Raw genomic sequence first — 25,581 nt, forward strand, 5'->3', positions numbered from 1 at the left:
TGGAAATTTTATCAGGAATTAATAAATTTTGAAACAACCTCCACAAATTCCAGGGGTTTATCCGCCTGTACCCAGTGGCCGGCACCTTCTATGGTTTCCAGTTCATAGTTCGGAAACATTTCCCAGATCGTTCTTTCATCTTCCGGCTGAATATAATGCGAATCGCCTCCTCTGATAAATAAAACAGGTTGTTGAACGGCTTTGATGTTCATTAATTCATGACCAACCAGGTCTATATTTTTGCTGATAACGGGCACATTGATTCTCCAGTCAAATTTTCCGGTTGCGGTATTTCTCCATAGGTTTTTGAGCAGAAACTGTCTTACACCATCGTTTTCTTCAAAGCGTTTCATAAATTCGTTAGCATCCTGTCTGCTGGCAAGTTTTTCAAGGTCTAAAGCATTCAGACCCTGTAAAATCATGGCATGATGTACCGGATAAAATTTCGGAGCAATATCAACCACTACCATTTTGCTAAAAGCTTCCGGATAATTCATGGCAAACTGCATGACAGTTTTGCCACCCATAGAATGGCCGATAATAACAGGATTTTCTATATGATGCTCCTCAATAAACTCCTTTAAGTCAGAAGCCATGGCTTCGTAGTTAAAAACATCACTTCTGGGAGACTGACCATGATTTCGCTGATCCAGCATATAAACGGTATGTTGTTCACCTAAAGTTTTGCCAATTGTAAGCCAGTTATCGGAAGAACCAAAGATACCGTGAAGGATAATCAGATTTTGTCCGCCCTGTCCGGTTTGTCTGTAAAATAGTTTCATAAATTATTTGAACCTGTCAGGCAGGTACCTGGTTTAATATATCGGTTTTATATGAAAATTGCCTGAAAACCTGAAAGGTTTCATCAAAGCCTGAATTATTTTACAAAAATAGGCTATTTATTTCACTTCCGGGTTCTGAGTATTTCTAATCATATCAAACCTTGATTATCTACTCATATGATTGTGCGGAAAGTCGGATTACTGAGGAATGACTATAAAACAGATAGAGTATATTGACTCATGTGAACCCCAACATTCTTGAAAAAGTTTAATTTTTAAGGTAAACAGTATTTAAATTTTTAAAACCACTTGTTAATGATTTCTTAACATTTATAAATTATACTTATTTTAATTTTTTGTTGAATTAAATTTATAAATATGGTAATTAGTTACGGTATTACCCGATTTCATACTGCTAATGGTTTTGCTGAAACTAAAAAAAAAGTGTTAATTTGTATCATTAATAACCAAACTCATTTCTAACTAAATTCCAAATTCACTATGTTGAAACAAATCTTTACTAACAAGGTTGTTTTAGGGATATTTTTTGCCCTATTTATGACGCTTTCGAATGTGCAGATTTTTGCTCAGGGTACAACCACAGCAGCGTTGTCCGGTGTGGTGGTTGATGAAAAGGGCGATGTTTTGCCCGGAGCAACTATTATTGCCATTCATGAGCCTACGGGAACCCGTTACGGAGCTTCTACCCGTTCTAATGGCCAGTTTAACATTGTTAACATGCGTGTCGGCGGACCTTACAAGGTTACAGCCTCATTTGTAGGTTTTCAGGAGAATGTTAAAACAGGTATCGTTTTAACGCTTTCTCAGGAACTTCGCATGAATTTCAAACTTGAGACAGCTCAGACTCAGCTTGAAGAAGTTAAAGTTGTAGCTGCCCGTAGTTCTGTAATTAACTCTGGTCGTACCGGAGCTGCTACAACAGTAGGAAACTCTCAGATCAGAACATTACCGACTTATAACCGTTCATTAGGTGATTTTGCCCGTCTTGATCCACGTGCAAACGGTTTGAGTTTTGCAGGTCGTAACAACTTGTACAATAACATCGCTGTGGATGGTGCAAGTTTTAACAACACTTTCGGTTTGAACGGTACAATTGGTGGTCAGGCTTCTGCTTCTCCTATCTCAATTGACGCAATTGACCAGTTTATTGTAAACATCGCTCCTTATGATGTTCGTCAGGGATTATCAACCGGTGCTAACATTAACATTGTTACAAAAAGCGGTACAAATGAATTATCAGGTTCAGCATACTATTTTGGCAAAAACCAGGATCTTGTAGGTAAGAAAGTAGGAAGTGTTGAAAGCCCGATCGGTAACTTCAGCACCGGCCAGTTTGGTGGAAGATTAGGTGGAGCAATTGTTAAAAACAAACTTTTCTTCTTTGTAAGTTATGAGCAGGAGAAACGTACTGATCCGGGCTCTAACTTCGTAGCTAACCGTCCGGGTGTAACTGCTGCTCCGGGTGCAGGTTCAAATACTTCAGCTGTACTAGCTTCAGATTTAGATAAATTAAGAGCATTTTTGATTGAAAAATATAAATACGATCCGGGTGCTTATGAAAATTATGACAAACTTACTTATAGCCAAAAGGTAAATATTCGTCTTGACTGGAACATCTCTGATAAGCATAAACTGAACTTCAAATATAATAATTTACGTTCTTATGCTGATATTTCTCCTTCAAACTCAGGTGCTTTAGCGAATGGTCGTAACCCGTCGAACACGAACCTTCCATTCCAGGCCAGCTTGTACCGGATTAATAACAACATGGATTCATACATTGCTGAATTGAACTCAACTTTCAATAGCTCTGTTTCCAACAACTTTACGGTAAACTATACGCAAATGCGTGACTTCCGTGAATCTCCGGCAAATAACACTCCATTCCCAACAGTTGATATCGGTAACGGAAGCGGACAATCTGCAGCTTCTTTCGGTTATGAGCCTTTCACGGCAAATAACAAATTGGATTCTGATATCCTTCAAATTGCTGACAACCTTACTATCTATAAAGGAAAGCACGTATTTACAATCGGTGCAGCTTATGAAAATAACTCATTCGTAAACGGTTTTGCTCCTAACTATTACGGAGGTTATCAGTTTAAGTCATTTGATGACTTCTATGCAAGTGCTAACAACGGAACTTCAAATGCATTGGTTTATCGTCAGCAGTATTCAAACTTCGCTTACTTCCCGTTTGCTGAAATGAAAGGTACAATGTATAGTTTGTATGCTCAGGATGAAATTACACTTAAGAGCGGTTTCAAATTGACTTTAGGTCTTCGTGGTGATGGTGTTACTTTCCCTATCGATAACAGTGATTTGCGTTATACTAACAAATATGTTCCTGCTTTGACTTTCAATGATAACGGACAACCTGTTAAGTTAGCTACAGACCGTTTCCCTGGTTTCACAACGTTATTCTCTCCACGTGTTGGTTTCAACTGGGATGTTAAGGATGACAAGCAGACTCAGATTCGTGGTGGTGCCGGTATTTTCTCTGGCCGTATCCCATATGTATGGTTATCTAACCAATTATCTAACAATGGTGTACTATTCGGTTCAGAATCTATTACAAACCCGACCAACAGACCATTCAATCCTAATCCGGATGCTTTCCGTCCTCCGGTTGATCCGGCAAATGTAAAACCAACGTCTTACAACCTTGCTGTAACTGATCAGAATTTCAAATTCCCTCAGATCTTCCGTGCAAACCTTGCAATTGACAAGCAATTAGGAAATGGCTGGTTGGCAACTGCTGAAGCTTTATATACAAAAGATCTTAATGCTGTTTATCTGGCTAACGTAAACCTTCCGAACCCTATCAGTGCGATCGGAGGAGATACCCGTCCTATTTACTACAATGTAGGTGCTAACGGATTCCCAAGTACAACCAATAACCGTATTTACGGATCAATTCCTGCTGCTCAGGGTGGAAACACAGTAGATAAACCAAATATCTCTGATGCGATCCTGATGAAAAATACCAACAATGGTTATTCATATGCTTTGACTGCAACACTTGCTAAAACTTTTGAAAGCGGATTATTTGCAAGTCTTTCATATACTTATACTGACGCTCGTTCAGTAAATGACGGTGGTTCTATTGCTCAGTCAATGTGGAGAGACCGTGCTGTTTCAGGAAGTCCTAACTCAGATGCTACTTCATATACAAACTTCCTTCAGAGTAATCGTATCAATGCTTTTGGTTCTTACAAGTTCAATTACTCTAAATTGGCTTCAACTACTTTAGGTTTCAGTTATTCTGTAGCTCCGGCAGGTCGTTTCTCTTATGTGTATTCAGGTGATATGAACGGTGATGGTGCAGGAGGAAATAATGACTTGATCTATATTCCAAAAGACCAAAGCGATATCTTATTGCGTGATATTAAAAACTCAGCTGGTGTAGTTACTTATTCTGCTGCTCAGCAGTGGACAGCTCTTGATAATTTTATCAAACAAGATAGCTATCTGAACTCTCGCAGAGGTCAGTATGCTGAGCGTAACGGTGCTGAACTTCCTTGGGCTGCAAGCTTTGACTTTAAAGTAATTCAGGATTTCTATATCAAAACAGGAGGTAAAACAAATACACTACAACTTACAATAGATGTATTCAATGCCGGTAACTATATTACTTCTAACTGGGGATTATCTCAATCACCTGTTCGTTCTGCTTTGATCAACTTTATCGGATACGATAATACCGGAGCAACTGCAACCGGAAAACCAGTATTCCAGTTCCCACAACAAAATGGTGGAGATTTAACCGATTCTTTCCAAAAGAACTTCGGTGCGTCTAACCGCTGGCAGTTACAATTTGGTGTTCGTTATATTTTCAACTAATATCAGATTTATTGCCTGAAACAGAAAGAGTCTGCGGTTTTCCGCAGGCTCTTTCTGCTTTTATGGCTTTGGAGATTTTTTATGTCGGAGAACTTTTGATATCCTGTAAGTAATAAAGCAGACCTTTTCAGATTTTTGACAATAAAATTTAATTTAACATATAATTCTTTTTTTTGTCATTTATAGTCATATTTTTACGTTTGTAAATATTTATTAATCTACAAACATATTAAAAAATGAAAAAAACTACCTATTACTTACTAGCTTTCCTGGCATTGGTTGTTTCATGTAAAACAAGTAATGAACTGACAGAGGTAACATCTGCATCACCTCAGAATCCTAAAAACCCTAAAGCGAATTTAAGAACTCTTCCTGCCGGGGATCCCAATTTAGATGCAAACTGGGATTGGACTAATCAAACCTGGAATGTTTACTTCAACAACGCTAACGGTACCATTGGTTCTGTGTCAACCTTAAATCCATTTACAGACGGTACACAGAAAATATTCGGAAATACGAATGTCAGTCAGGCAGATATGTATCCGGCTCAGGGCTGGATGCTGGTTGCCAGAGACTTCGGGACACCAACCGGTGCCAATGCTTATCCATTTATTTTACTTTATAACAAACATCGTGGCGTACTCCGGGTTGCAATATTAAGGACCTATGATGTTCTTTCTTCATTTCAGCAGATCACGCTTAGTTTTGCCACTACAGCGAGTTACCCGAAACTGTTTAAATTCGCGAGTACAGTGCCTGATATGGCCGGAGCTAATGCGAATAATCAGTTCACTCAAAGTGCTCTTACTTATGCAGGAGTACAGCAATGGATGATTGCTGAGTTTAACTTGCAGGGATATTCAGCGAGTATGGATGATTTTGCCTCAATAAATGTGAATGTCTCAGAAGTCGTAAATTCTTCAGTCAGCCTTACCGGAAGTATTCAGTTGGACGGATCTGCTCAGCCACAGGTTGGAGAACCTGGCTTCTGGGGAGGGGTTAAAACGATTACTTCTTTTATAGCAAAAGCTTCTGAACCTGTTTCAAAAATCGTTAAGAAACCGGAATCGACATTTGCAGGTCTGTCAAGTGCGGCAACCGTTCTTGAAGCCTTATTCGATGCCGTCTCAGGATTTTCAGGCGGAGACAGCGGAAGCAGTTATAACATAAAGCTGAACGGCTCAACAACTCAGCAGGGAACAATTACACTTTCTTCTCCTAAAACCTCCTTCAGTGTTTATTTAAAGTCTTTCAATACGCCTGCATATCATGCCCTGCAATCCATTCCCTGGGGTGTTTTCGATATAAATCCGATTCCTTATACCATTACGGATTATTATGATAATTTTGATCATGAAGGTAACCCTTTAGGATATACCAATCATTACTTTACATTGGATGTAGCACCAAATTTTGTTAGTTCGGTATTATCAGTCAATCCTTCTATAGTAAATAATATTTCCCAGATCAGAGCAAAATTTGTGAGTGGTAACTCCTATCTAAATTCGGTGACTCCCTTTGAGTCTTTAAGCTCTTTTGAAAGCAGAAGTTATACTTTTAACTCTACCGATGCCTTTTTTAATACCGTAGGTATCGGATTAGAATTTATTTTTAATAATGGATCGGTTGTTTACAACGTTATTCCGCTTCATTAAAGCCAACCTGTGAAATAAAAAAACGCCCTGATTTCTCAACGGAATCAGGGCGTTTTTATGGATAAATCTATACTTATTTAAACTCTCTGTGATTTGCCATTTTAAACAGCTCATCATTCGGAAGAGATTTGAAATATTCATAGGTAATTTTCAAGCCTTCTGCTCTTGAAACTTTAGGCTCCCAGCCCAGAATTTCTCTCGCCTTTGTAATGTCCGGTTTGCGTTGCTTAGGGTCATCTTTTGGTAAAGGCAATGAAATTAATTTCTGATCTGTTCCGGTTAATTTGATGATTTCCTCACCAAATTCTTTGATGGTGATTTCATCAGGATTACCAATGTTTACAGGGTTTGCATAATCGCTTAATAATAAACGATAAATTCCTTCAACCAAATCCGCTACATAACAGAATGAACGTGTCTGTGAACCATCACCAAACATGGTAAGGTCTTCGCCACGTAAAGCCTGTCCGATGAAAGCAGGTAATACACGGCCGTCATTCAGACGCATTCTTGGGCCATAAGTATTAAAGATTCTTACAATTCTTGTTTCTAAGCCATGATAAGTATGGTATGCCATAGTCATAGCCTCCTGGAAACGTTTTGCTTCATCATACACACCACGAGGGCCTACAGGGTTCACATTTCCCCAATATTCTTCCGGTTGCGGATGTACATTCGGATCTCCGTAAACTTCAGAAGTTGAGGCAATCAGTACCCTTGCATTTTTCACTCTCGCCAGACCCAGGCAATTGTGGATACCTAAAGAGCCAACTTTCAAAGTTTGGATTGGAATCTTCAGATAATCAATAGGAGAGGCTGGTGAAGCGAAATGAAGGATATAGTCCAATTCACCGGGAACATGGATGAATTTGGATACATCATGGTGATAAAATTCAAAATTCGGCAATTTGAAAAGGTGTTCAATATTTTTCAGATCACCTGTAATAAGGTTGTCCATGGCAATCACATGGAATCCTTCCTTAATAAATCGGTCGCAAAGATGCGAACCTAAAAAACCCGCACCTCCGGTTATTAATACTCTTTTCATTTTATCTGTTGTTAGTAAGCCTTTTCCGGCATGCAAGCCGGAAAGGACTTAGCTATTGTATTGTTCTTTTAAAAGAGAAACACTGAAAAGCAGGTTATGCTTTAACCGTTTCCCGGCCGATAGAGTAATAAGTATAGCCTAACTCTTTCATCGCATCAAGCTCATAAAGGTTACGACCATCAAAAATTACTTTATTTTTCAATAAGACATTCATAACGTCAAATTCAGGTGTTCTGAATTGAGGCCATTCTGTCATAATCATTAAGGCATCGGCTTCTTTCAAAGCTTCATATGGTCCTTTTGTATAGGTAATTACATCACCGATTACTCCTTTAACATTTGCAGCAGCTTCGGGATCGTAAGCTTTAATGATACATCCGGCTTCCAGTAGTTCTTTGATGTTATACAATGAAGGCGCTTCACGGATATCATCAGTATAAGGTTTAAAAGCCAGCCCCCATAGTGCGATGGTTTTGCCTTTCAGATCTCCTCCGAAATATTCCTTCAATCTTGGAATCAGTTTCGTTTTCTGATCTTCATTGACATCCATTACAGCCTGTAAAATCTTGAACTCGTAGTCAAATTCTTTTGAAGTTTTTTCAAGTGCCTGAACGTCTTTAGGGAAGCAGCTTCCGCCGTATCCGATTCCTGCAAAAAGAAAACGCTTGCCGATACGTGAATCTGTACCGATGCCACGGCGAATGTCATCAACGTTTGCACCAACTTTTTCGCAAAGATTGGCGATTTCATTCATGAAAGTGATTTTGGTAGCAAGGAATGCATTGGCTGCATATTTTGTCATCTCAGCAGAACGTTCATCCATAAAAATGACAGGATTTCCCTGGCGAACCAGCGGAGCGTAAAGCTTGTTCATCATATTTTTTGCCTTTTCAGAAGAAGTTCCGATAACCACACGGTCTGGTTTCATGAAATCTTCCACGGCAACCCCTTCACGAAGGAATTCAGGATTGGAAACTACATCAAATTCTACCGTAGCATTTTTGGCGATATGACTGCTTACTAATTCTGCCGTACCTACAGGAACAGTACTTTTATCTACAATTACCACATATTGATCCAAAATCGGACCCAAATCATCTGCAACCTTTAAGATATATTTTAAGTCAGCAGAACCATTTTCTCCCGGAGGTGTCGGTAAAGCAAGAAAGATGATTTTGGCATCTTTAATACCTTCCTGAAGATTTGTTGTAAAACTCAGACGACCTTCATTTTTGTTACGATTGAACAGATCTTCCAGGCCTGGTTCATATATCGGCACAATGCCGTTTCTCATTTTTTCAATCTTTTTTTCGTCAATGTCAACACAAGTAACCTGGTTCCCGGTTTCAGCAAAACAAGTTCCCGTTACAAGTCCGACATAACCTGTTCCGATTACAGCAATCTTCATGAATTTTTTGGTTTATTAACTTGAAAATGTTATGAAATAATAGCCAAAAATAAGGAATATTCTTGGATTCGTTTAAATATAGATTTTTTTTTATAACAGAAATGATTTATTGGCAAAAAAATCTGATTTTTCTTAGCAAAATAAAAGAGGAGCCGGAAATTTATTCCGGCTCCTCAATGCCTGAGAAACAGTTTGTTTTATTTCTTTACACCGATAATCGGATCTCCGATACTACCATTCGGCTCCAAAATACTTAAGATATCAGCAAGGGTCGGAGAAATATCCGAAATATTGGTTCTTGCAGAAGTTTCGCCGTTTTTAACATTCCAACCGTAGAATAAAAGTGGTACGTGCGTATCATAACGATACATTACTCCATGTGTTGTTCCGGTTTTATAACCACTAAACCATCCTGGATTTAAAAGAAGCATAATATCACCGCTTCTGCGTGGATTATAACCATTCTTAACGAAGTCGATCTGATAATCATTTAAAGTGGTATTTGATAAATCATGCAGATTGATAACATCGGCTACATCATCTCTTTTTGTCAGCGTTTCTTTAATTACCTCAGAAATCTCTTTGATAGAGATTTTTTTCTCTTTCAGAAGTGCATGATTAAGATATAACTGATAATTCTCCTCTGCACGGATAAAATCTCCTTCTCCGAATTTAGCTTTTAATGCATCCTTAACTTCGGCTCCGGCTTTTGTTTTATCAAAAACGCCGGCAGGCAGATGGTTCAGAATCCAGTTCCCCGGAACATCCGCTGCACCATGATCAGCACTGAGGAATACCAGATAATTACCTTTTCCTACAGAACTATCCAGGTTGTTAAGCAAATCGGCAAGATCAAGATCGAGTCTTAAATAAGTATCTTCTGCCTCAATTGAATTAGGTCCGAACATATGACCAACGTAGTCGGTAGAAGAAAAACTTACTGTAAGAAAATCTGTTTTTTCACCTTTTCCTAAATTTTCATTTTTAAGAGCAGCTAAAGCAAAATCTTTTGTCAGGGTATTACCGAAAGGGGTAGTTCTGATAACTTCCAGAAGATTTACGCCCGGTCTTGCCAGCAATTCATGAGGGAAAACAGGTTTTTCCTCTCCCGGCAATTTACCTTCAAAAGGCATATCATCTGCTGTACTTTCTGTATATTGATCGAGAGGAAGGAGTGTATTCCAACCCTTTACCATGTATTTTTGAGGGAATTTCTGTCCATTGAAATCTTTTACCCATTGCGGCAGCTCCTTCATGTAAAAGCTTGAAGTGATCCATGAACCGTCTTTCGAATCGAACCAATAAGCGCCGTTGGCTGTATGACCTGCAGGAAGAATAGCTCCACGGTCTTTCAGGGCAATACCAATGGTTTTTGACTGATGATTATTTGCGATTTTCAACTGATCTGTAATTGTTGAAACCAAAAGATTTTTGGGAGACATCAGACCGGCTTTAGTACTGCTTCCAACGGTTGCCACACTTGAATCTTCCACACAATAAATCGTTTTTCCGGTTTGCTGGTTAAACCATTCGTTTCCTACAATTCCATCAAGTGCAGGGCTGGATCCGGTAAAAATAGCAGCATGTCCGGCAGCAGTTACAGTTGGAACATAATCATAATGGTTATTGCGGCAATTAAACCCGTCTCTCATTAATCTTTTAAAACCACCCTCTGAATATTTATTGTAAAAGCGATAAAGATAATCGTATCGCATTTGATCCACCACGATACCAACCACTAATTTTGGTTTAGGTAAAGTACTTGAAACAGGTTTAGCCTTCTGGGCAAATGAAGAGCTGATTACAAGGCTTGCAAGCAGCAGGGAGCAAATTTTTTTCAACATTTTTTAAGGTAGTTTTTCGCAAAGATAATCAGCCTGAGCTGTTACGAGAATAAACAATTTATGAAATTTGATCAAAAACAGGCAATTCGTTTAAAAAGCTAAATTTAAAAGTATCCCAGTTTGTTCTGCAATAATAATGAATTATCCCGTTTGTTACAGTAAGATACGGCGCCTTCAGTACCTGATTGTACAGCGCAGCCTGTTCAAAGGTATTTTCTGTAAGCTGGATAAACGGGGCTTTGCATTCAATGACCATGAAAATATTTCCCTCTCGGTCATAAACCTGGATGTCTGTCCTTTTGGAGAGTTTATTGTACCTCAGGCCGGATTCTAATTTAATGAGTGATTTTGGGTATTGCTGATGGTTAATCAGGTAATGCAGGAAGTGCTGACGAACCCATTCTTCGGGTGTCAGTAAAATATATTTTTTTCTGATAATGTCAAAAATATAGATGTTGCCCTCAATTTTCTTTAATTTGTGGTTGAAAGTTGGTAAATTAAGTTCTTGCATTTTGAAGAAAAATTGGAATTTCAGGCTAATTTAACTCCATTTTAGTGATTGCTTCTTTCAGGTTGCTGATTTTTATAAATGCTTCATTAATTTTTTTAACAGTAAAGAAATCCTGTTCTGAATGTTATTACAATAACCGGAAGAATTTTGCAGGTTTCTTTTGATACCAGATAAAACAACTGAATTATTATCCCATGAAGACAAAACATGAAATAGTAGAAAACTGGTTGCCAAGATACACTGGCACCGCAATAGAAGAATTTGGTCATTATATTCTTCTGACCAATTTTAGTAATTATGTAAAAATGTTTGCCGAGAAGTTTGATGTTGAAATCAAAGGACTGGATCGCCCGATGCAGACTGCCACGCATGGAAACATTACCATTCTTAACTTCGGTATGGGTTCTCCTATGGCTGCGACGGTAATGGACATTCTTATGGCTATCGAACCGAAAGCGGTACTTTTCCTGGGGAAATGCGGAGGATTGAAGAAAAACCTGACCTTAGGAGATTTAATTTTACCAATTGCAGCAGTAAGAGGAGAGGGGACTTCGGATGAATATATGCCTAAAGAAGTGCCTGCTTTACCTTCGTTCCGTCTGCAGCGCGCTGTTTCTTCCATGATTAAAAAACATGAGCTGGATTACTGGACTGGTTTGATTTATACGACCAACAGAAGAGTATGGGAGCATGATGAGCAATTCAAGCAATATCTTACCGACATCAGAGCGATGGCAGTGGATATGGAGACTGCTACTATTTTTACAGTAGGTTTCGCTAATAAAATTCCTCATGGAGCTTTATTGCTGGTTTCAGATAACCCGATGACACCTGAAGGAGTAAAAACGGAAGAAAGCGATAAGAAAGTGACAAGTAATTTTGTAGAAAAACACCTCCAGATTGGAATAGATTCGTTAGAGGAACTTGCGATTTCAGGAGAATCTGTGAAACACCTCAGATTTGAGTAAACGAATTTTGAAATTTGGAATGCGGAGTGTGGAATGGTTTTATATTCCGCATTCCACATCCCCGATTTCGAATATTAATTACAGTAATCTCTGATTACATTATATGCCTGGTTGTATCCTAATTCCCCGGATTTACTTAAATCAAAGCAACCATCTGTATTACCTAAAGCTTGTTTGATAATCCCTCTTACATAATATGCTTCAGCATATTTCGGATTAAGTTTTATGGCATTTGTACAATCCTGAACAGCACCTCTCTGGTCACCCATAGCTGATTTTACCATTCCTCTGGTAAAATATGCTTCAGCATAGGTAGGATTTAAATCAATGGCTTTATTATAATCTTCAATCGCCTGTTTGGTATCTCCCAGTCTTGCTTTGGCTAAACCTCTGTTGAAATATACTTCAGAACGTTCCGGTGACATTTCTGCCATTTTCAGTCTTTCCTGAACATTATTTCTGAGTTCGTCGAGAATCTGCTTCGTTATAGGACCTGAGTAAACGATTTTAATTTTTTCAAGGTTTCCGGTCAGAATAGCTCTGTTATAATCTTCAATCGCTCCTTTTGTATTTCCGAGTTTATTTTTGGCAAAACCTCTGCCATAATAAGCCCCGACACTTTCCTGATCTAAAGTAAGCGCTTTGTCAAAATCTGCCAATGCGCCTGAATAATCTTCAATCTGGCTTTTGCAAAAACCTCTGTGATATAATGATTCTGCGTCTTCAGGATTGATTTCAAGTCCTTTTGAGTAGTCAGCAATGGCTCCTTTAAAATCATTCAGTTTCATTTTGCTGAAAGCACGTCCTACATGTGGAGTTGGTCTTTTAGGACTGATTTCAATAGCTTTTGTAAAATCTTCAAGACTTCCTTTATAATCCTCAAGATTCTGCTTGCAGGTACCTCTTGCGATATAACTTGGGGCGTTGTCCGGAACAATCTCTATTGATTTATTAAAATCAGACAAAGCACCTTTGTAGTTTTCCGCCTTTACTTTACTCACTCCCCTGCTGAAAAAAGCATTTGCATCCAGTGGATTAAGTTCTATGGCACGGTTATAATCCTGAATGGCACCCTTGTTATCATCCTGTTTGCTTTTGCTCATGCCTCTTGCAATATAAGCCTCAGTATATTTAGGATTGAGGTCTATAGCCTTGTCAAAGTCGTTGATTGCACCTCTGTGATCCTTTAGATTATATTTGGCATATCCTCTGTTGAAATAGGCAGTGGCATTTTCCGGAGAAGAATTAATGACCAGGGTAAAAGACTTTTGAGCTTCGGCATAATTGCTCGCACGACTTTGCATAATGCCCAATTCCATATATTCCTGTGCGGATTGTTGTTGCGCTTTTGTGGGAAGTTGGGGCAAAAAAGTTAATGTGAGCAGGGAAGAGGCAATCAGTAAAAATCTCTTTTTCATGGGAGGTCTGCAATAATTTATACGAAAATTGTTGGCTTTATTGAAACAGCATGAATTATTACTTCAATGCTTTTTTCAAAGAAAATTATTTCAAAGCCAAATTACAGATAAAATGTGTGTCAGCCAAAAAATAATTCCTGACAGAAGTATTCTACCTGTTAGAATATGTCATAATATAAAGGATATTTTTACCGTTTAAAAAATCTGACCGATGCCGAAAGTAACAACAAACAGCAAGGTTGTCAGGGCCATTCTTTTCAAAAACGGATCAATTTCTGCCGGATTTTCACCTGCTGATACACCTTTTCCGATTTTGATTAGCAGCGGCAAGGTGATTATGAACAGCCATTTTGCCCAGGAAGTGCTGTCTGATGATGCCACATAAATTACACCGCATAAAAAGCCCGCAATTAATAAACACCACTGATAAATAACGGCTTTATCTTTTCCTAAGCGAACAGGAATAGAATTTTTCCCGGTTTTAATATCCGAATCAATATCCCGGATGTTGTTAATATTTAAAACGCCTACGGCAAAAAGACCGCAGCTTGTGGCTGGCAATATCAAAGACCAGTCGAGTAAATGTGTCTGAAGATAATATGTCCCCATTACGCCAACCCAGCCAAAAAAGATTAGAACAGAAATGTCGCCCAGACCCATATAACCATAAGGCCGTTTCCCGACTGTGTAAGTGATTGCCGCAATAATCGACATAATCCCCAATCCGAAAAAAGAAAGAATTGTTTGTGTGTCACTGTTTTTCAACCCTTCATAAATAAGCAGGGAGCCTGTTATAAACGACAATACCGACATAACAATAATGGCATTCAGCATTTGTTTTCTTGTAATAGCTCCGGTCTGAACTGCTCTGGTGGCTACTTTTCTGTCGGCGGTATCAACTCCGTTGACGGTATCCCCCAAATCATTGGCAAAATTTGACAAAACCTGGAGAAATGTAGTGGTAAGCACTGCCAGGGCAAATATTTTCCATGAAAACAGATGATGAGAAGCAGCCAGAAAACTTCCCATAAGAATACAGGAAAGGGCAAGTGGCAGGGTGCGTGGGCGTGCCGCCGAAATCCAATGAGTCATAATTAAGGTAAAATGTAAGAATGCGGGAACGGGAATGAATAATTCCTGATCCCGCATTCCGGTAAAAGCTTAAATTTATTTAATAGCATCCAAAAATTCCTGGCTTGTAGGTTTTACCGCTGAAGCAAAGAAATGAGTAAGCTCTCCTTTTTCATTAATCACATATTTACAGAAATTCCATGATGGTTCTTTATCATTCCATCCGTTCAATTCCTTGGTACTTAACCATTTGTATAAAGAACATTTGTTTTCTCCTTTTACAACTACTTTGGAGAACATCGGGAATGTTACACCATAGTTTTTCTGACAAAAACTTGAGATTTCATTATCAGAACCAGGTTCTTGTCCGCCAAATTCGTTTGCAGGAAACCCTAATACAACCACTTTGCCCTTATTGGCTTCATAAAACTTTTCCCAATCGCCATACTGAGGAGTATAACCGCATTTTGAAGCAGTATTAAGAATAATTACTTTTTTACCCTTATAAACGGAAAGGTCAACATCCTTACCTTCAAGTGATTTCATTTTGAAATCATAAAGTGTCTGTTTCGCAGGAACTACCATTTCAGCCGGACGGGAAACATAATCGTTTTTAACAAAAGGAACTGCAAGAGCGCCTAAAATTGAGCCAATTTTCATTATTTTTAGTAACATGACAAGTATAATTATTAGAATGGATGATATGAATAATTTCTTCATGAATAATTAAATCAGATTGAATGACAACGCTTTAAAAAGTTTAAGGTTGAAAATCAGGAAAATGTTCCCTTTCATACCACCACAGGATTTTTCAAAGCCTTACATTCTGGAAGGAACGCCTACTCCTAATAACGCTATTGCCTTCTGAATTGTTTCACCTGTTATTTTAGAAAAAGCAAGTCTGAAACGAACAAGATCTTCTTCCGTTTCATTGAATATGCTTACTTCATTGTAAAAACGATTGTACGCTTTTGCCAGGTCATAAGCATACTGGGCAATAAGAGATGGTGCATATTCTCTTCCGGCATCTGCAATTCTGTTGGGAAACTGACTCAAAAGATAAATCACCTCCTGTTCAGATTCATGCAATCCATTTAATTCAGGTAATGTTTCGAGAGAAATCCCCAATTGCTCGGCTTTTCTCAGAATAGATGAAATTCTGGCAAAAGTATATTGAATAAATGGTCCGGTATTTCCCTGGAAGTCGATAGATTCCTGTGGATTAAAAAGCATTCTTTTCTTCGGATCTACTTTCAGCAGGAAATATTTCAGGGCTCCCATTGCAAGAGTACGGTACAATTCTTCTGCTTCTTCCGAAGTGAAATCTTCAATTTTACCTAATTCATTCGTCCGTTCACGGGCAGTCTCTACCATTTCCGACATCAGGTCGTCGGCATCAACCACTGTTCCCTCTCTTGATTTCATTTTTCCGGTAGGCAAATCAACCATACCATAACTCAGATGGAAACAGCCATCAGCATAGGATCTTCCTAGTTTTTTGATGATTTTGAACAAAACATCAAAATGATAATCCTGCTCATTACCAACTACATAAATGGATTTTGACATATTGAAATCCTTGAATTTCAGGTCTGCCGTACCCATATCCTGCGTGATGTACACAGAAGTACCATCTTTACGCAATACTAGTTTTTGGTCAAGTCCCTCATCAGTCAGGTCAATCCAGACTGAGCCGTCTTCTTTTTTAAAGAAAACACCTTTTGTCAATCCTTCTTCAACAGTTTCCTTGCCTAAAAGATAGGTATTTGATTCCCGGTACATTTTATCAAAACTCACGCCCATTTTTTTGTAGGTTTCATTAAAACCTGCAAAAACCCATTCATTCATTTTCTCCCAGAGCGCAACGGTTTCTGTCTCTCCGTTTTCCCATTTAAGAAGCATTTCCTGAGCTTCAATAAGCAAAGGCGCCTGTTTTTTGGCCTCATCTTCAGAAAGTCCCTGAGCTTTAAGCGCTTCGATTTCTGTTTTATAATGCTTGTCGAATTCTACGTAATATTTTCCTACCAGGTGATCGCCTTTCATACCAGTGGATTCCGGAGTTTCACCTTTTCCGAATTTCTGGTAAGCAAGCATTGATTTACAGATATGAATCCCCCGGTCATTTACCAGATTGGCCTTCACCACTTTATAACCGTTAGCGGCAAGAATCTGAGCAACAGAAAATCCAAGGAAATTATTTCTCAGGTGCCCCAGGTGAAGAGGTTTGTTGGTATTTGGCGAAGAATATTCCACCATCACCGTTTCATTTTTATCAGGTAACTGTCCGAAATTTTTATCTGCTGAAATTTCTTTAAAGATACTCAGCCATGTTGAATCTGAAACAGAAATATTCAAAAATCCCTGCACAACGTTGTAAGTACTGACAATCCCTGAATTTTCCTTCAAAAATTCACCAATCGTATTACCTAATTCTACCGGAGATTTGCGTAAAGTTTTTACATAGGGGAAAACAACAAAAGTATAGGTTCCTTCAAAATCTTTTTTGGTGGGCTGAAGGATAATCTCATTTTCTGAAACTTCAAATTTTTGTAATAATGCTGCTTTGATGCTGTCCTGGAGTACTTTTTCGATATTCATTGATTTTTCCTTTTTTTCTGCACAATTCCGGTTACAGTTACGCGGAATATCCTGCGGGGGAGTCAGATCTGAGAATTGGTTCTGATTCCCAAACTTTCTTTTCCTTTTTTGGTTTTGATTTTACTGATCAAAATTAGTTTGTAAAGTTAGCCATTTTTGTTTCAAGAAATTGTAACTTGTTCTTAATAAAACTATACGAATTTTGCTGAAAACCGATCAGGCAAAATACATCCGTCCTGACAGCATAAAAAATCTGATTTTTTCAATTTATTTTCCCGGAAGAATGACAAGCCTTTACCGCCTTATGCAATTGAGACTTTTATTTTTTTTAACAGGACTTTTTGTCAATCCTGCGTTCGGGCAGCTGCAGAAAGTGACGCAGCTGGAATTTGAAAAGAATCCGAAGTTTCAGGAAATAATGGAAGTAAAACCTGTTCCGGATGGACTGGTGGTGATGGTGAAAGAAAATAGTTATTATACTTCAGATCATTTCAAATGGCACTTCAAACGACTTAATTATGCACTGGATGAAGTTTGGAGTACCAGTGTAAAACTGGAATCACGGTATGAAGATATCCATTTCTACCAGAATCAGGATTATATGTACTGGCTGTTTGCCGAAGCCCAATCTGAAAATATCAATATTTTAAGACTTGATCTGGCTCAGGGTGAAGTGGATGAATTTAAAGGAGAATTACTGGGCAAAGTAGATATTCATCATTTTAAAGTTCTTGAAAATACCGCATATCTCGGAGGAGCCTATCAGGAAAAACCGATTGTAATTGCTTTTCCTTTTTTCAACAAGGAAGGCCGTATTTTACATGGATTGTATGATAAATATCTGGAAATAAATGCTTTAGAAGTAAATCCGCTCAGGAAGGAAATTAATGTAGTAGTAAAAGAACATCACAAAGGGAAATGCGGGCTGGGTATTAAAACTTATGGCGCCAATGACGGAAAACTGCTGAGACATATTCATGTTCCGGGAGAAAACGGACAAAGTTTAAGTTTTATTACCGGAAAAATGCTGGATATATCAGAGCGGGAGTCTTTGCTGATCGGCAATTATTCAAATAACTGCTCAGATTTCTCCAAAGGTCTTTATCTGACCCGTTTGGAAGAGGGAGAAGAAATGGGAACGAGTATCATTAAGTTTTCCGAGTTGAAAAATTTCTTCAATTATATGTCAGCCAAAAGGCAGGAGAAAATCAGAGAAAAGATTGAACAGAAGAAAAAGGAAGGGAAGGAAGCCAATTTTAGCTATAAATTGCTGATTCATGATTTGATACCTACTGAAAAAGGGTCAATATTAGTAGCAGAGATTTATTTCCCTCAGCAGAATTATACAAATGCCACAGTGCCTTTACTGACTACAAGACTTTCTTCAGAAAAAGCAGAAGACTACAGATTTACCCACGCTGTAGTTTGTGAATTTGATAAAAAAGGCAGGATTTTATGGGATAATGCCCTTGTTATGGACTATATGGCTTCCAAAGAGCTGACTGAACAGGTTCAGGTAAGCAAAAAAGGAGATAGTCTGCTTCTGGCTTATCTTGATAAAGGAACGCTTAAACTGCAGGTCATGAAAGAAGGAACTATGATCGGAGAAAAACAGGATTTTGAGTTGAAATCTGATTCTACCCAGAGAAGACCTGACGAAGAAGCCAGCGTTGCAGCGTGGTACGACCAATATTACCTGACCTGGGGAGTCCGCAAAATTGAAAGTAAAAGCCCTTCTCAACCGGAAAGAGAAGTGTTCTATCTCAACAAGTTAACCTATGCTGTAAAATCCAGTTCCAAGCAACAATAGTTTATCAACCACTGCCTTAACTTGTAAGGGATAGACAAACTACGTAACTTTGCAGCATGCAAGAAGATTATAAAAAAGCATTGGAGCATTTACGAAAGGGGGATGTTGTACTTTATCCTTCGGATACGATTTGGGGTTTGGGTTGTGATGTAAGGAACGAAAAAGCCGTTGAAAAGATTTTTCAGCTAAAAAACAGACCTGAAAATAAGGCTTTTATTATATTGATTTCCAAAATCGAGCAACTCTCCGAGTATGTCGTACAGGTACCGGAAATAGCCTGGAACCTTGTGGAATTTGCTGAAAAGCCATTGACGGTCATTTACCCCAAAGGCAAAAATGTTGCTTCAAATCTGTTGGGGCCTGACGGTACTATTGCCATCAGATTACTCAAAGACGAATTTTGCAAAGGACTGGTTTACCGTTTTGAGAGAGCAATTGTCTCTACTTCCGCTAATATTTCAGGGCAGCCATCTCCCAAAATCTTCACTGATATTGCTCCAGAAATCACGGAGAATGTTGATTATATCCTTCAAAATCCAAAAGGAGAAAATAAAAATGCGCAGGCTTCTCAGATTGTAAAACTGGGCTTAGGCGGAGATTTTGAATTTATCAGAAAATAAAAGTTTGAAAAGCAGGTTTTTCCTGTAAAATATCCTTGCATCTCAGAAGAGCAGAAATATTGATCCTTTTCCCGGTTTTTAGGAGGGGAGAAAATGCAGAAATCGGTTAAGCCGATAAACTTTAAGGATCAGGCAAAAAGTATGAATTTCGAAGAAAATTTACATAATAACCCCATTTTTCAATTAGTTGCCGACTCTGCAAAGGAGTTGAATATCAGTGCGTTTGTGGTTGGAGGATTTGTAAGAGACATTATTCTCAACCGTCCTTCCAAAGACATAGACATTGTTTGTGTTGGTTCAGGGATAGAACTGGCAGAACTGGTTGCCAGAAATTCAGGAAAAGAAGAGGTTAATCTTTCAGTATTTAAAAACTTCGGCACAGCCATGATTAATCTGGATGGCTGGGAAGTAGAGTTTGTCGGTGCCAGAAAAGAATCATATAACAGAGATTCCAGAAAACCTGTTGTAGAAGACGGAACAATTGAAGATGATCAGAACAGGAGAGATTTTACCATTAATGCGATGGCAATTTCTCTTAACGCAGACAATTTCGGAGAATTGATAGATCCTTTTGACGGCCTGGGGGATTTACGGAGAAAAATTGTCAGGACTCCTTTAGAGCCGGGAATTACTTTTTCAGATGATCCTTTGAGAATGATGCGGGCTGTGCGGTTTGCCACACAACTGAATTTTGACATTCATCCTGATACTTTTGATGCCTTAATTAAAGAGAAAGACAGGCTGGAAATTATTTCCAGAGAGAGAATTGCAGACGAACTGAATAAAATTATTCTTGCCAAAAGACCTTCCTACGGTTTTATGCTGCTGGATTCCTGTGGTTTGCTTCAGCTGATTTTTCCGGAATTCTGTGCCTTGAAAGGAGTGGAGACTGAGGATGGGAAAGGACATAAAGATAATTTTTACCATACATTACAGGTTTTAGACAATACTGCGCTTAAATCCGATGATTTGTGGCTGCGCTGGGCTGCCATTCTGCATGATATAGCCAAGCCTGCTACCAAGCGTTTTGACAAGAAGAAAGGCTGGACTTTCCACGGACATGAGGAGCTGGGTTCAAAAATGGTGAAACCAATCTTCCAGAACCTGAGAATGCCTCTTAATGAAAAAATGAGGTTTGTTAAGAAACTGGTTCGTCTGCACCTTCGTCCGATTGCACTTTCTAAAGAAGAAATAACCGATTCCGCTTTAAGAAGGCTTCTTTTTGAAGCAGGAGAAGAGTTGGAATCACTTATGATACTTTGCCGTGCCGATATTACCTCAAAAAACGGAGAAAAAGTGAAAAGGTATCTCCGTAATTTTGACATCGTTGAGGAGAAGCTGAAAGACCTTGAAGAAAGGGATAAATTGCGTCAGTTTCAACCAGTAATTACAGGAGAATTAATCATGGAAACCTTTGGCATTGCTCCTTCAAAAGAAGTGGGAATTATCAAAGTAGCAGTAAGAGAGGCAATCCTGGAAGGACAGATTGCCAACAATCTGGAATCAGGAATTCCGTTTATATTGGAAGAAGGGAAAAAGCTGGGACTTGCACCGGTAAAAATCCCGACTATCTGATAGTATGCTATTCTTCAGGCAAAATCAGGAGAAAGGATACATTTAACCTAAAAGTATGCTTTTAAGAATCTACATATTTTTTCTTTTGATTTTTGCCCTTCCTAATCTTTCTTCAGGTCAGTTAAAAATTACCTGGCCCCTTGTCAGGTCTGTTTTTCAACGGAACAGCTCTGATCAGGCTGAAGTCTATCTTTCAGGATATAGTGCTTTGCCATTTGACAGGCTTGAATGGCAGCTGATTGACGATTCGGGTAAGCGGGATTGGAAAAAACTGGTTTTCTCAGGCCAGAATGGGACATTTCTTGGCAAAATTGTGGTGGATGCAGGTTGGTATGAACTAAAACTGAGAGGTTTTCTGAAAGATAGTCTCATTACAGAAGGAGGAGTTGATAAGTTTGGAGTAGGAGAGGTCTTTCTGGTAGCGGGACAATCAAATGCCATGGGTATTCAGGGATTAGGTGCAAAAAATGCCACAGAAACCGTTAATGTTTTTAATGTATTGAATAAAAAACTGGATGAGTCTGAAAATCTGACCATTTCGATTAATCAGCCCTCTTCTTTTCCGGTTTTTCAACAGGCATATGCTTCCACAAACATTTATCCAACAGGAGAATCTTCCTGGATCTGGGGAGAATTAGGGGATTTGATAGCCAGTCAGCGAAAACTTCCGGTGTTATTTTTTAATTGCGGCTGGGCTGCGGCCTCTTCCCAGAACTGGAGCGAATCGGCTGATAGCCTTCCGACACTGAATAATTACATCGGCAAAAACTGGTCGAATCTGCAACCCTATGCCAATCTGAAAAATTCACTGAGAAACCTTCATACCCTGTTCGGACTTCGTTCTGTTTTATGGCAGCATGGAGAATCTGATGCCGCCCATTTTCCGATATCTGCTAAAAATTACCAGAAAAATGTTCAGAACGTTATCAACAGAAGCCGGGAACACCTGAACTGGAATATCTCATGGGCTATTGCAAGATCTACGATCAGTGCAGATGTTAAGCAGCCGAATATGGTTGTGATTGATGCACAGACTGCTTTGATTAATGTTTCAGGGAATAATACCTTTGCCGGGCCAAATACGGACGTAGTGCTTTCTCCAAGACCGGCGCATGGTCATTTTGAAAATATCAAAGGAGGTATTCAGGGAATTACCCAGGCTGCCGAGCTTTGGAATAAGGCCCTGGATGATAATTTCTACAGACAATCCAAACCATTTATACCACAGAAACTTATTATTCCCAAGCCTCTTCCGCAGACAATCAGTACCGGCAAAAACTTTAACGTGTTTTTTCAGCATGATGGATTTAGCAGTAAAAGTTTTACCGTTCAGCTTCTTGGAAGTGATGGTAATTATCTGGCTGAACTGGGGAAAGGTGCTGAGAGCCCGATTCAGGTTAAGATCCCTCTGAGTTTTGTGGATGGAATATTCAAAATCAGAGTGGTTTCTTATGAGCCCCTGGCCGGAGGTGTAGCAAGCAATGATTTTGCTATCAATCCTCAAAGTTCAGCGTTAATTGATTTTCAGGGGAAAAAAACCGGAAAAAATAACTTACTTGGCTGGATGGTTTCACGGAGTGATTCTATTCGTAAACTAATCGTTCAACGGAGTGTTGATGGTAAAAACTTTAAAGATGCTGCTGAAGTGACGGTAGTTAAAAGTGCTGAAATTCAGCAATATAGCTGGACGGAAGAAAATCCGGTAAGTAATATGGTATATTTTCGCCTGAAAATTACTGGGATTGATAATGCAGACAGATTTTCGGAGATCAGGAAATTACCTGAACCGGAGAAAGTATTAGGCACAGATGACATTTTTCCGGCAGACCTGATTTTATTTCCGAATCCCGTAAAAGGCAGGGATATTTTTCTGAATAACAGATGGGACAAACCTTCATTTCTTCTTTACGATATTTCCGGGAAAGAAATAGCTGAATTGAACACATTTTCCCGCATAAATGATCAGACCCGGATCACATTGCCTTTGGGGCTGCCTTTCGGAATGTATATCCTCAAACTGATTGTTTCCGGAAAAAGCAAGGACTTTAAGGTCTGGTATAATCAATAAAAAACAGAAACCTTTTTCAAAGCTTCTGTTTTCCTGATTTTACAGAAGAAAGTGTTTATTTCCTGCCTCGGGTTGCCATTGCAATGGCATCCCATTTTTCATCAGGGATTGCATTAAGATCAGAAAACTCTCCCGCACCTTTAAGCCACTCACCTCCGTCGATTGTTATTACTTCTCCATTGACATAAGCAGAGAAATCAGACATCAGGTAAGCTGCAAGATTTGCCAGTTCCTGGTGTTCGCCCACTCTTTTCAAAGGAATTCTGGCCGTCGGGCTTAGTTTATCCGCAAGCTCTTTTCCCATAGCTTCTTCAGGAAATAACCTTTGCCAGGCACCTTCTGTAGGAAAAGGACCCGGGGCAATGGCGTTAAAACGAATCCCGTACTTTGTGCCCCATTCAACAGCCAGGGAGCGGGTCAAAGCAAGTACACCGGCCTTGGCAGTAGCAGAAGGCACAACAAAAGCCGAGCCCGTCCAGGCATAAGTAGTAACGATGCTCATTACAGTGCCTTTAATCTGATTGGCAATCCAGTATTTCCCGAAAGCCAGAGAAAAGTTATAGGAGCCTTTCAGCACAATATCCACAACGGTATCAAATGCTTTGGAAGAAAGTCTTTCTGTAGGACTGATGAAGTTTCCTGCGGCATTGTTAACGAGTCCTTCCACACTTCCGAAATGTTCTGTCGCTTTTTTCAATACCTGTTCTACTTCTTCATAATTGCGGGCGTCGCAGGCAACCGGGATTATTTTCCCACCTGTTTCAGCAGAAAGTTCAAGGGCTGTTTGTTCTAAAACAGGCAGTTTTCTTGAAGCAATGACTACATTGGCACCTAATTGAAGAAAGTACCTTGACATAGCGCGTCCTAAGCCGGTACCACCTCCGGTAACTACAATTGTTTTGCCGGCAAGGGCATTATCTCTTAACATTGGTTCTTTAAAGTCCATTTCAGTATAAGATTATATTTTTTCCCGGCAATTTCATAAAAAGATATTTAGTATGCAAGCATACTAAATTAAAATATAACAAAAATCCCCGCTACTGCTGAGACCCTAACAAATTCAGCAATGCGGGGAGTAATGAGAAACTGTTTTTCTAACGCTTAATGATAATATTTTAGTGCATTAAAATACAAGGATAAACCTCTTAATCTGAAAATTTAATACAGGATCTTAATGCACCCTAACAAGATTATTTACCTGCAACTAAAGTAACATCTAAAGTGAAAATATCTTCAATTGCTTTGTCACCGATTTGATCAAAGAATTTTTTAGAACCATATTTTACACCGAAATCAGTACGGTCAACCGGGATAGAAGCAGTAGCTGTAGCAGCTGTTCCTTTTACAGAGATTTTCGCAGGGAATGTTACTGATTTAGTAATTCCTTTGATAGTCAGATCACCAGTGATAGTTTCACCAACAACTTTAGTGATTTTGAATGCAGCTGTAGGGAATTTTTCTACTTCAAAGAAATCACCTGTAGTGATGTGAGAGATGAATTTTTGATTGTAACCAGCATCAGTGATATCAGTACAAACGATAGATTTCATATCGATTGTGAAGTTACCTCCGGTTACTTTACCGCCATCAACAGTCAAAGAACCGTTAGCGATATTGATATTTCCTTCGTGTTGACCAGTTACTTTTTTAGCCAACCAGTGAATTTTACTTCCTTTTGTGTCTACGTTTAAAGCTACAGATTTTTTTCCTTTGTCTGCTACCGCAACGTTAATAAACAAAGCTGCGAATACGATACTTGCAAATAATTTTACTGCTTTCATGATTCTAGAAAAATTTATATTTTGTTATAGTTGAATAAATAAAATTGTTAGGTTCCTTTATTGAAGTATTAAAATTATGATTTGCTATTTCGCATTTTATCCAGCAGGTTGCTCAGTTGCAGGGCTTCTTCCGGACATAAATTGTAAAAGTTGCTTTCCCATTCCTGCTGGATCTTGTCAATCTCTGCAAGCAAATCCAGTCCTTTTTGGGTAATTACCACATCTACAGCTCTTCTGTCTTCAGGGCACTCTCTTCTTACAACCATCCCTTTTGCCAGTAATTTATCGACCAGACGGGAGGCATTTGACATTTTATCCAACATTCTCTCAATAATTGCGTTTACTGTAATGGGCTTCGGAAACTGCCCGCGCAAAATTCTGAGTACATTGTACTGCTGAAGCGTTAAATCAAAAGGCTTTAACACTTCTAACTGCTTATTGCTGATCCAATTGCTTGTATAGATAATGTTTACCACCGCTTTTGTGAATGATGATTTAAAAACTTCCTGCTGTATGTCTTGTTCAATAGCCATATTTTTAATAACACAACAAAATTAATG

Annotated in this window: 19 protein-coding genes; 7 read left to right on the forward strand and 12 right to left on the reverse strand. The window is 38.9% G+C overall.

From position 1 onward, the window contains the following. Window positions 1–11 precede the first annotated feature (11 nt). Window positions 12–782 (reverse strand): alpha/beta fold hydrolase, encoded by a 771-nt coding sequence (locus tag BM179_RS05365; RefSeq protein WP_092013336.1) that lies wholly within the window; start codon window positions 780–782, stop codon window positions 12–14. Between the two features lie 501 nt (window positions 783–1,283). Between BM179_RS05365 and BM179_RS05370 the strand changes: the two genes are divergently transcribed. Both BM179_RS05370 and BM179_RS05375 read left to right on the forward strand, forming a co-directional pair. Then, complete coding sequence (locus tag BM179_RS05370; RefSeq protein ID WP_092013340.1) at window positions 1,284–4,646, forward strand: TonB-dependent receptor; 3,363 nt, start codon at window positions 1,284–1,286, stop codon at window positions 4,644–4,646. Between the two features lie 236 nt (window positions 4,647–4,882). Next, window positions 4,883–6,301: a hypothetical protein gene (locus tag BM179_RS05375; protein WP_092013345.1), complete on the forward strand. Its 1,419-nt coding sequence runs from the start codon at window positions 4,883–4,885 to the stop codon at window positions 6,299–6,301. A gap of 73 nt (window positions 6,302–6,374) precedes the next feature. Here the strand turns inward: BM179_RS05375 and BM179_RS05380 are convergent, their stop codons facing one another. The 4 genes from BM179_RS05380 to BM179_RS05395 form a co-directional block, all read right to left on the reverse strand. Then, window positions 6,375–7,349: a UDP-glucuronic acid decarboxylase family protein gene (locus tag BM179_RS05380; protein WP_092013693.1), complete on the reverse strand. Its 975-nt coding sequence runs from the start codon at window positions 7,347–7,349 to the stop codon at window positions 6,375–6,377. 94 nt (window positions 7,350–7,443) lie between these two features. Then, window positions 7,444–8,757 (reverse strand): UDP-glucose dehydrogenase family protein, encoded by a 1,314-nt coding sequence (locus BM179_RS05385; protein ID WP_092013348.1) that lies wholly within the window; start codon window positions 8,755–8,757, stop codon window positions 7,444–7,446. A 197-nt stretch (window positions 8,758–8,954) separates the two neighbouring features. After that, entirely contained in the window at window positions 8,955–10,601 is a 1,647-nt protein-coding gene (pafA, locus tag BM179_RS05390; protein ID WP_092013351.1) for an alkaline phosphatase PafA, read from the reverse strand. A gap of 58 nt (window positions 10,602–10,659) precedes the next feature. After that, complete coding sequence (locus BM179_RS05395; protein ID WP_092013354.1) at window positions 10,660–11,112, reverse strand: type I restriction enzyme HsdR N-terminal domain-containing protein; 453 nt, start codon at window positions 11,110–11,112, stop codon at window positions 10,660–10,662. A gap of 194 nt (window positions 11,113–11,306) precedes the next feature. Between BM179_RS05395 and BM179_RS05400 the strand changes: the two genes are divergently transcribed. Then, a complete protein-coding gene (locus BM179_RS05400) occupies window positions 11,307–12,080 on the forward strand; it encodes an AMP nucleosidase (RefSeq protein WP_092013357.1) in 774 nt (257 codons plus the stop codon). Window positions 12,081–12,154: 74 nt separating this feature from the next. Here the strand turns inward: BM179_RS05400 and BM179_RS05405 are convergent, their stop codons facing one another. The 4 genes from BM179_RS05405 to argS form a co-directional block, all read right to left on the reverse strand. After that, complete coding sequence (locus BM179_RS05405; RefSeq protein WP_092013360.1) at window positions 12,155–13,498, reverse strand: tetratricopeptide repeat protein; 1,344 nt, start codon at window positions 13,496–13,498, stop codon at window positions 12,155–12,157. Window positions 13,499–13,693: 195 nt separating this feature from the next. Beyond that, window positions 13,694–14,590, reverse strand: coding sequence for a 1,4-dihydroxy-2-naphthoate polyprenyltransferase (locus tag BM179_RS05410; protein ID WP_092013695.1), 897 nt, complete (start codon window positions 14,588–14,590; stop codon window positions 13,694–13,696). Between the two features lie 75 nt (window positions 14,591–14,665). Continuing rightward, window positions 14,666–15,229, reverse strand: coding sequence for a glutathione peroxidase (locus BM179_RS05415; RefSeq protein WP_229632901.1), 564 nt, complete (start codon window positions 15,227–15,229; stop codon window positions 14,666–14,668). 159 nt (window positions 15,230–15,388) lie between these two features. After that, the gene (argS, locus tag BM179_RS05420) at window positions 15,389–17,167 is read right to left on the reverse strand and encodes an arginine--tRNA ligase (RefSeq protein ID WP_092013366.1); all 1,779 of its coding nucleotides are present in this window, start codon (window positions 17,165–17,167) and stop codon (window positions 15,389–15,391) included. 202 nt (window positions 17,168–17,369) lie between these two features. Here argS and BM179_RS05425 point away from each other — a divergent pair, with 202 nt between their 5' ends. From BM179_RS05425 to BM179_RS05440, 4 genes are all read left to right on the forward strand, one after another. Beyond that, a complete protein-coding gene (locus BM179_RS05425) occupies window positions 17,370–18,977 on the forward strand; it encodes a hypothetical protein (protein ID WP_092013369.1) in 1,608 nt (535 codons plus the stop codon). Between the two features lie 56 nt (window positions 18,978–19,033). Next, window positions 19,034–19,597, forward strand: coding sequence for an L-threonylcarbamoyladenylate synthase (locus BM179_RS05430; protein WP_092013372.1), 564 nt, complete (start codon window positions 19,034–19,036; stop codon window positions 19,595–19,597). Window positions 19,598–19,738: 141 nt separating this feature from the next. Continuing rightward, window positions 19,739–21,172, forward strand: coding sequence for a CCA tRNA nucleotidyltransferase (locus tag BM179_RS05435; protein WP_092013697.1), 1,434 nt, complete (start codon window positions 19,739–19,741; stop codon window positions 21,170–21,172). Window positions 21,173–21,227: 55 nt separating this feature from the next. Beyond that, complete coding sequence (locus BM179_RS05440; protein WP_092013375.1) at window positions 21,228–23,240, forward strand: T9SS type A sorting domain-containing protein; 2,013 nt, start codon at window positions 21,228–21,230, stop codon at window positions 23,238–23,240. A 55-nt stretch (window positions 23,241–23,295) separates the two neighbouring features. Here the strand turns inward: BM179_RS05440 and BM179_RS05445 are convergent, their stop codons facing one another. The 3 genes from BM179_RS05445 to BM179_RS05455 form a co-directional block, all read right to left on the reverse strand. Next, window positions 23,296–24,186 carry an SDR family oxidoreductase gene (locus tag BM179_RS05445; protein WP_092013378.1) on the reverse strand — a complete coding sequence of 297 codons (891 nt, stop codon included), beginning with the start codon at window positions 24,184–24,186 and terminating at the stop codon, window positions 23,296–23,298. Window positions 24,187–24,430: 244 nt separating this feature from the next. After that, a complete protein-coding gene (locus BM179_RS05450) occupies window positions 24,431–25,021 on the reverse strand; it encodes a YceI family protein (protein ID WP_092013381.1) in 591 nt (196 codons plus the stop codon). Window positions 25,022–25,095: 74 nt separating this feature from the next. Further along, window positions 25,096–25,554 (reverse strand): MarR family winged helix-turn-helix transcriptional regulator, encoded by a 459-nt coding sequence (locus tag BM179_RS05455; RefSeq protein WP_092013383.1) that lies wholly within the window; start codon window positions 25,552–25,554, stop codon window positions 25,096–25,098. Between the last annotated feature and the right edge of the window lie 27 nt (window positions 25,555–25,581).

The sequence above is a fragment of the Pseudarcicella hirudinis genome (assembly GCF_900115665.1).
GTDB classification, from domain to species: domain Bacteria; phylum Bacteroidota; class Bacteroidia; order Cytophagales; family Spirosomataceae; genus Pseudarcicella; species Pseudarcicella hirudinis.

Bases quoted from the DNA above. Each gene is read 5' to 3' on its own strand.
- BM179_RS05445 (WP_092013378.1), bottom strand. From the start codon at position 24,186: ATGGACTTTAAAGAACCAATGTTAAGAGATAATGCCCTTGCCGGCAAA.
- BM179_RS05415 (WP_229632901.1), bottom strand. From the start codon at position 15,229: ATGAAAATTGGCTCAATTTTAGGCGCTCTTGCAGTTCCTTTTGTTAAA.
- BM179_RS05450 (WP_092013381.1), bottom strand. From the start codon at position 25,021: ATGAAAGCAGTAAAATTATTTGCAAGTATCGTATTCGCAGCTTTGTTT.
- argS (WP_092013366.1), bottom strand. From the start codon at position 17,167: ATGAATATCGAAAAAGTACTCCAGGACAGCATCAAAGCAGCATTATTA.
- BM179_RS05440 (WP_092013375.1), top strand. From the start codon at position 21,228: ATGCTTTTAAGAATCTACATATTTTTTCTTTTGATTTTTGCCCTTCCT.
- BM179_RS05455 (WP_092013383.1), bottom strand. From the start codon at position 25,554: ATGGCTATTGAACAAGACATACAGCAGGAAGTTTTTAAATCATCATTC.
- BM179_RS05380 (WP_092013693.1), bottom strand. From the start codon at position 7,349: ATGAAAAGAGTATTAATAACCGGAGGTGCGGGTTTTTTAGGTTCGCAT.
- BM179_RS05385 (WP_092013348.1), bottom strand. From the start codon at position 8,757: ATGAAGATTGCTGTAATCGGAACAGGTTATGTCGGACTTGTAACGGGA.
- BM179_RS05395 (WP_092013354.1), bottom strand. From the start codon at position 11,112: ATGCAAGAACTTAATTTACCAACTTTCAACCACAAATTAAAGAAAATT.
- BM179_RS05375 (WP_092013345.1), top strand. From the start codon at position 4,883: ATGAAAAAAACTACCTATTACTTACTAGCTTTCCTGGCATTGGTTGTT.
- BM179_RS05400 (WP_092013357.1), top strand. From the start codon at position 11,307: ATGAAGACAAAACATGAAATAGTAGAAAACTGGTTGCCAAGATACACT.
- BM179_RS05365 (WP_092013336.1), bottom strand. From the start codon at position 782: ATGAAACTATTTTACAGACAAACCGGACAGGGCGGACAAAATCTGATT.
- BM179_RS05410 (WP_092013695.1), bottom strand. From the start codon at position 14,590: ATGACTCATTGGATTTCGGCGGCACGCCCACGCACCCTGCCACTTGCC.
- BM179_RS05435 (WP_092013697.1), top strand. From the start codon at position 19,739: ATGAATTTCGAAGAAAATTTACATAATAACCCCATTTTTCAATTAGTT.
- pafA (WP_092013351.1), bottom strand. From the start codon at position 10,601: ATGTTGAAAAAAATTTGCTCCCTGCTGCTTGCAAGCCTTGTAATCAGC.
- BM179_RS05430 (WP_092013372.1), top strand. From the start codon at position 19,034: ATGCAAGAAGATTATAAAAAAGCATTGGAGCATTTACGAAAGGGGGAT.
- BM179_RS05405 (WP_092013360.1), bottom strand. From the start codon at position 13,498: ATGAAAAAGAGATTTTTACTGATTGCCTCTTCCCTGCTCACATTAACT.
- BM179_RS05370 (WP_092013340.1), top strand. From the start codon at position 1,284: ATGTTGAAACAAATCTTTACTAACAAGGTTGTTTTAGGGATATTTTTT.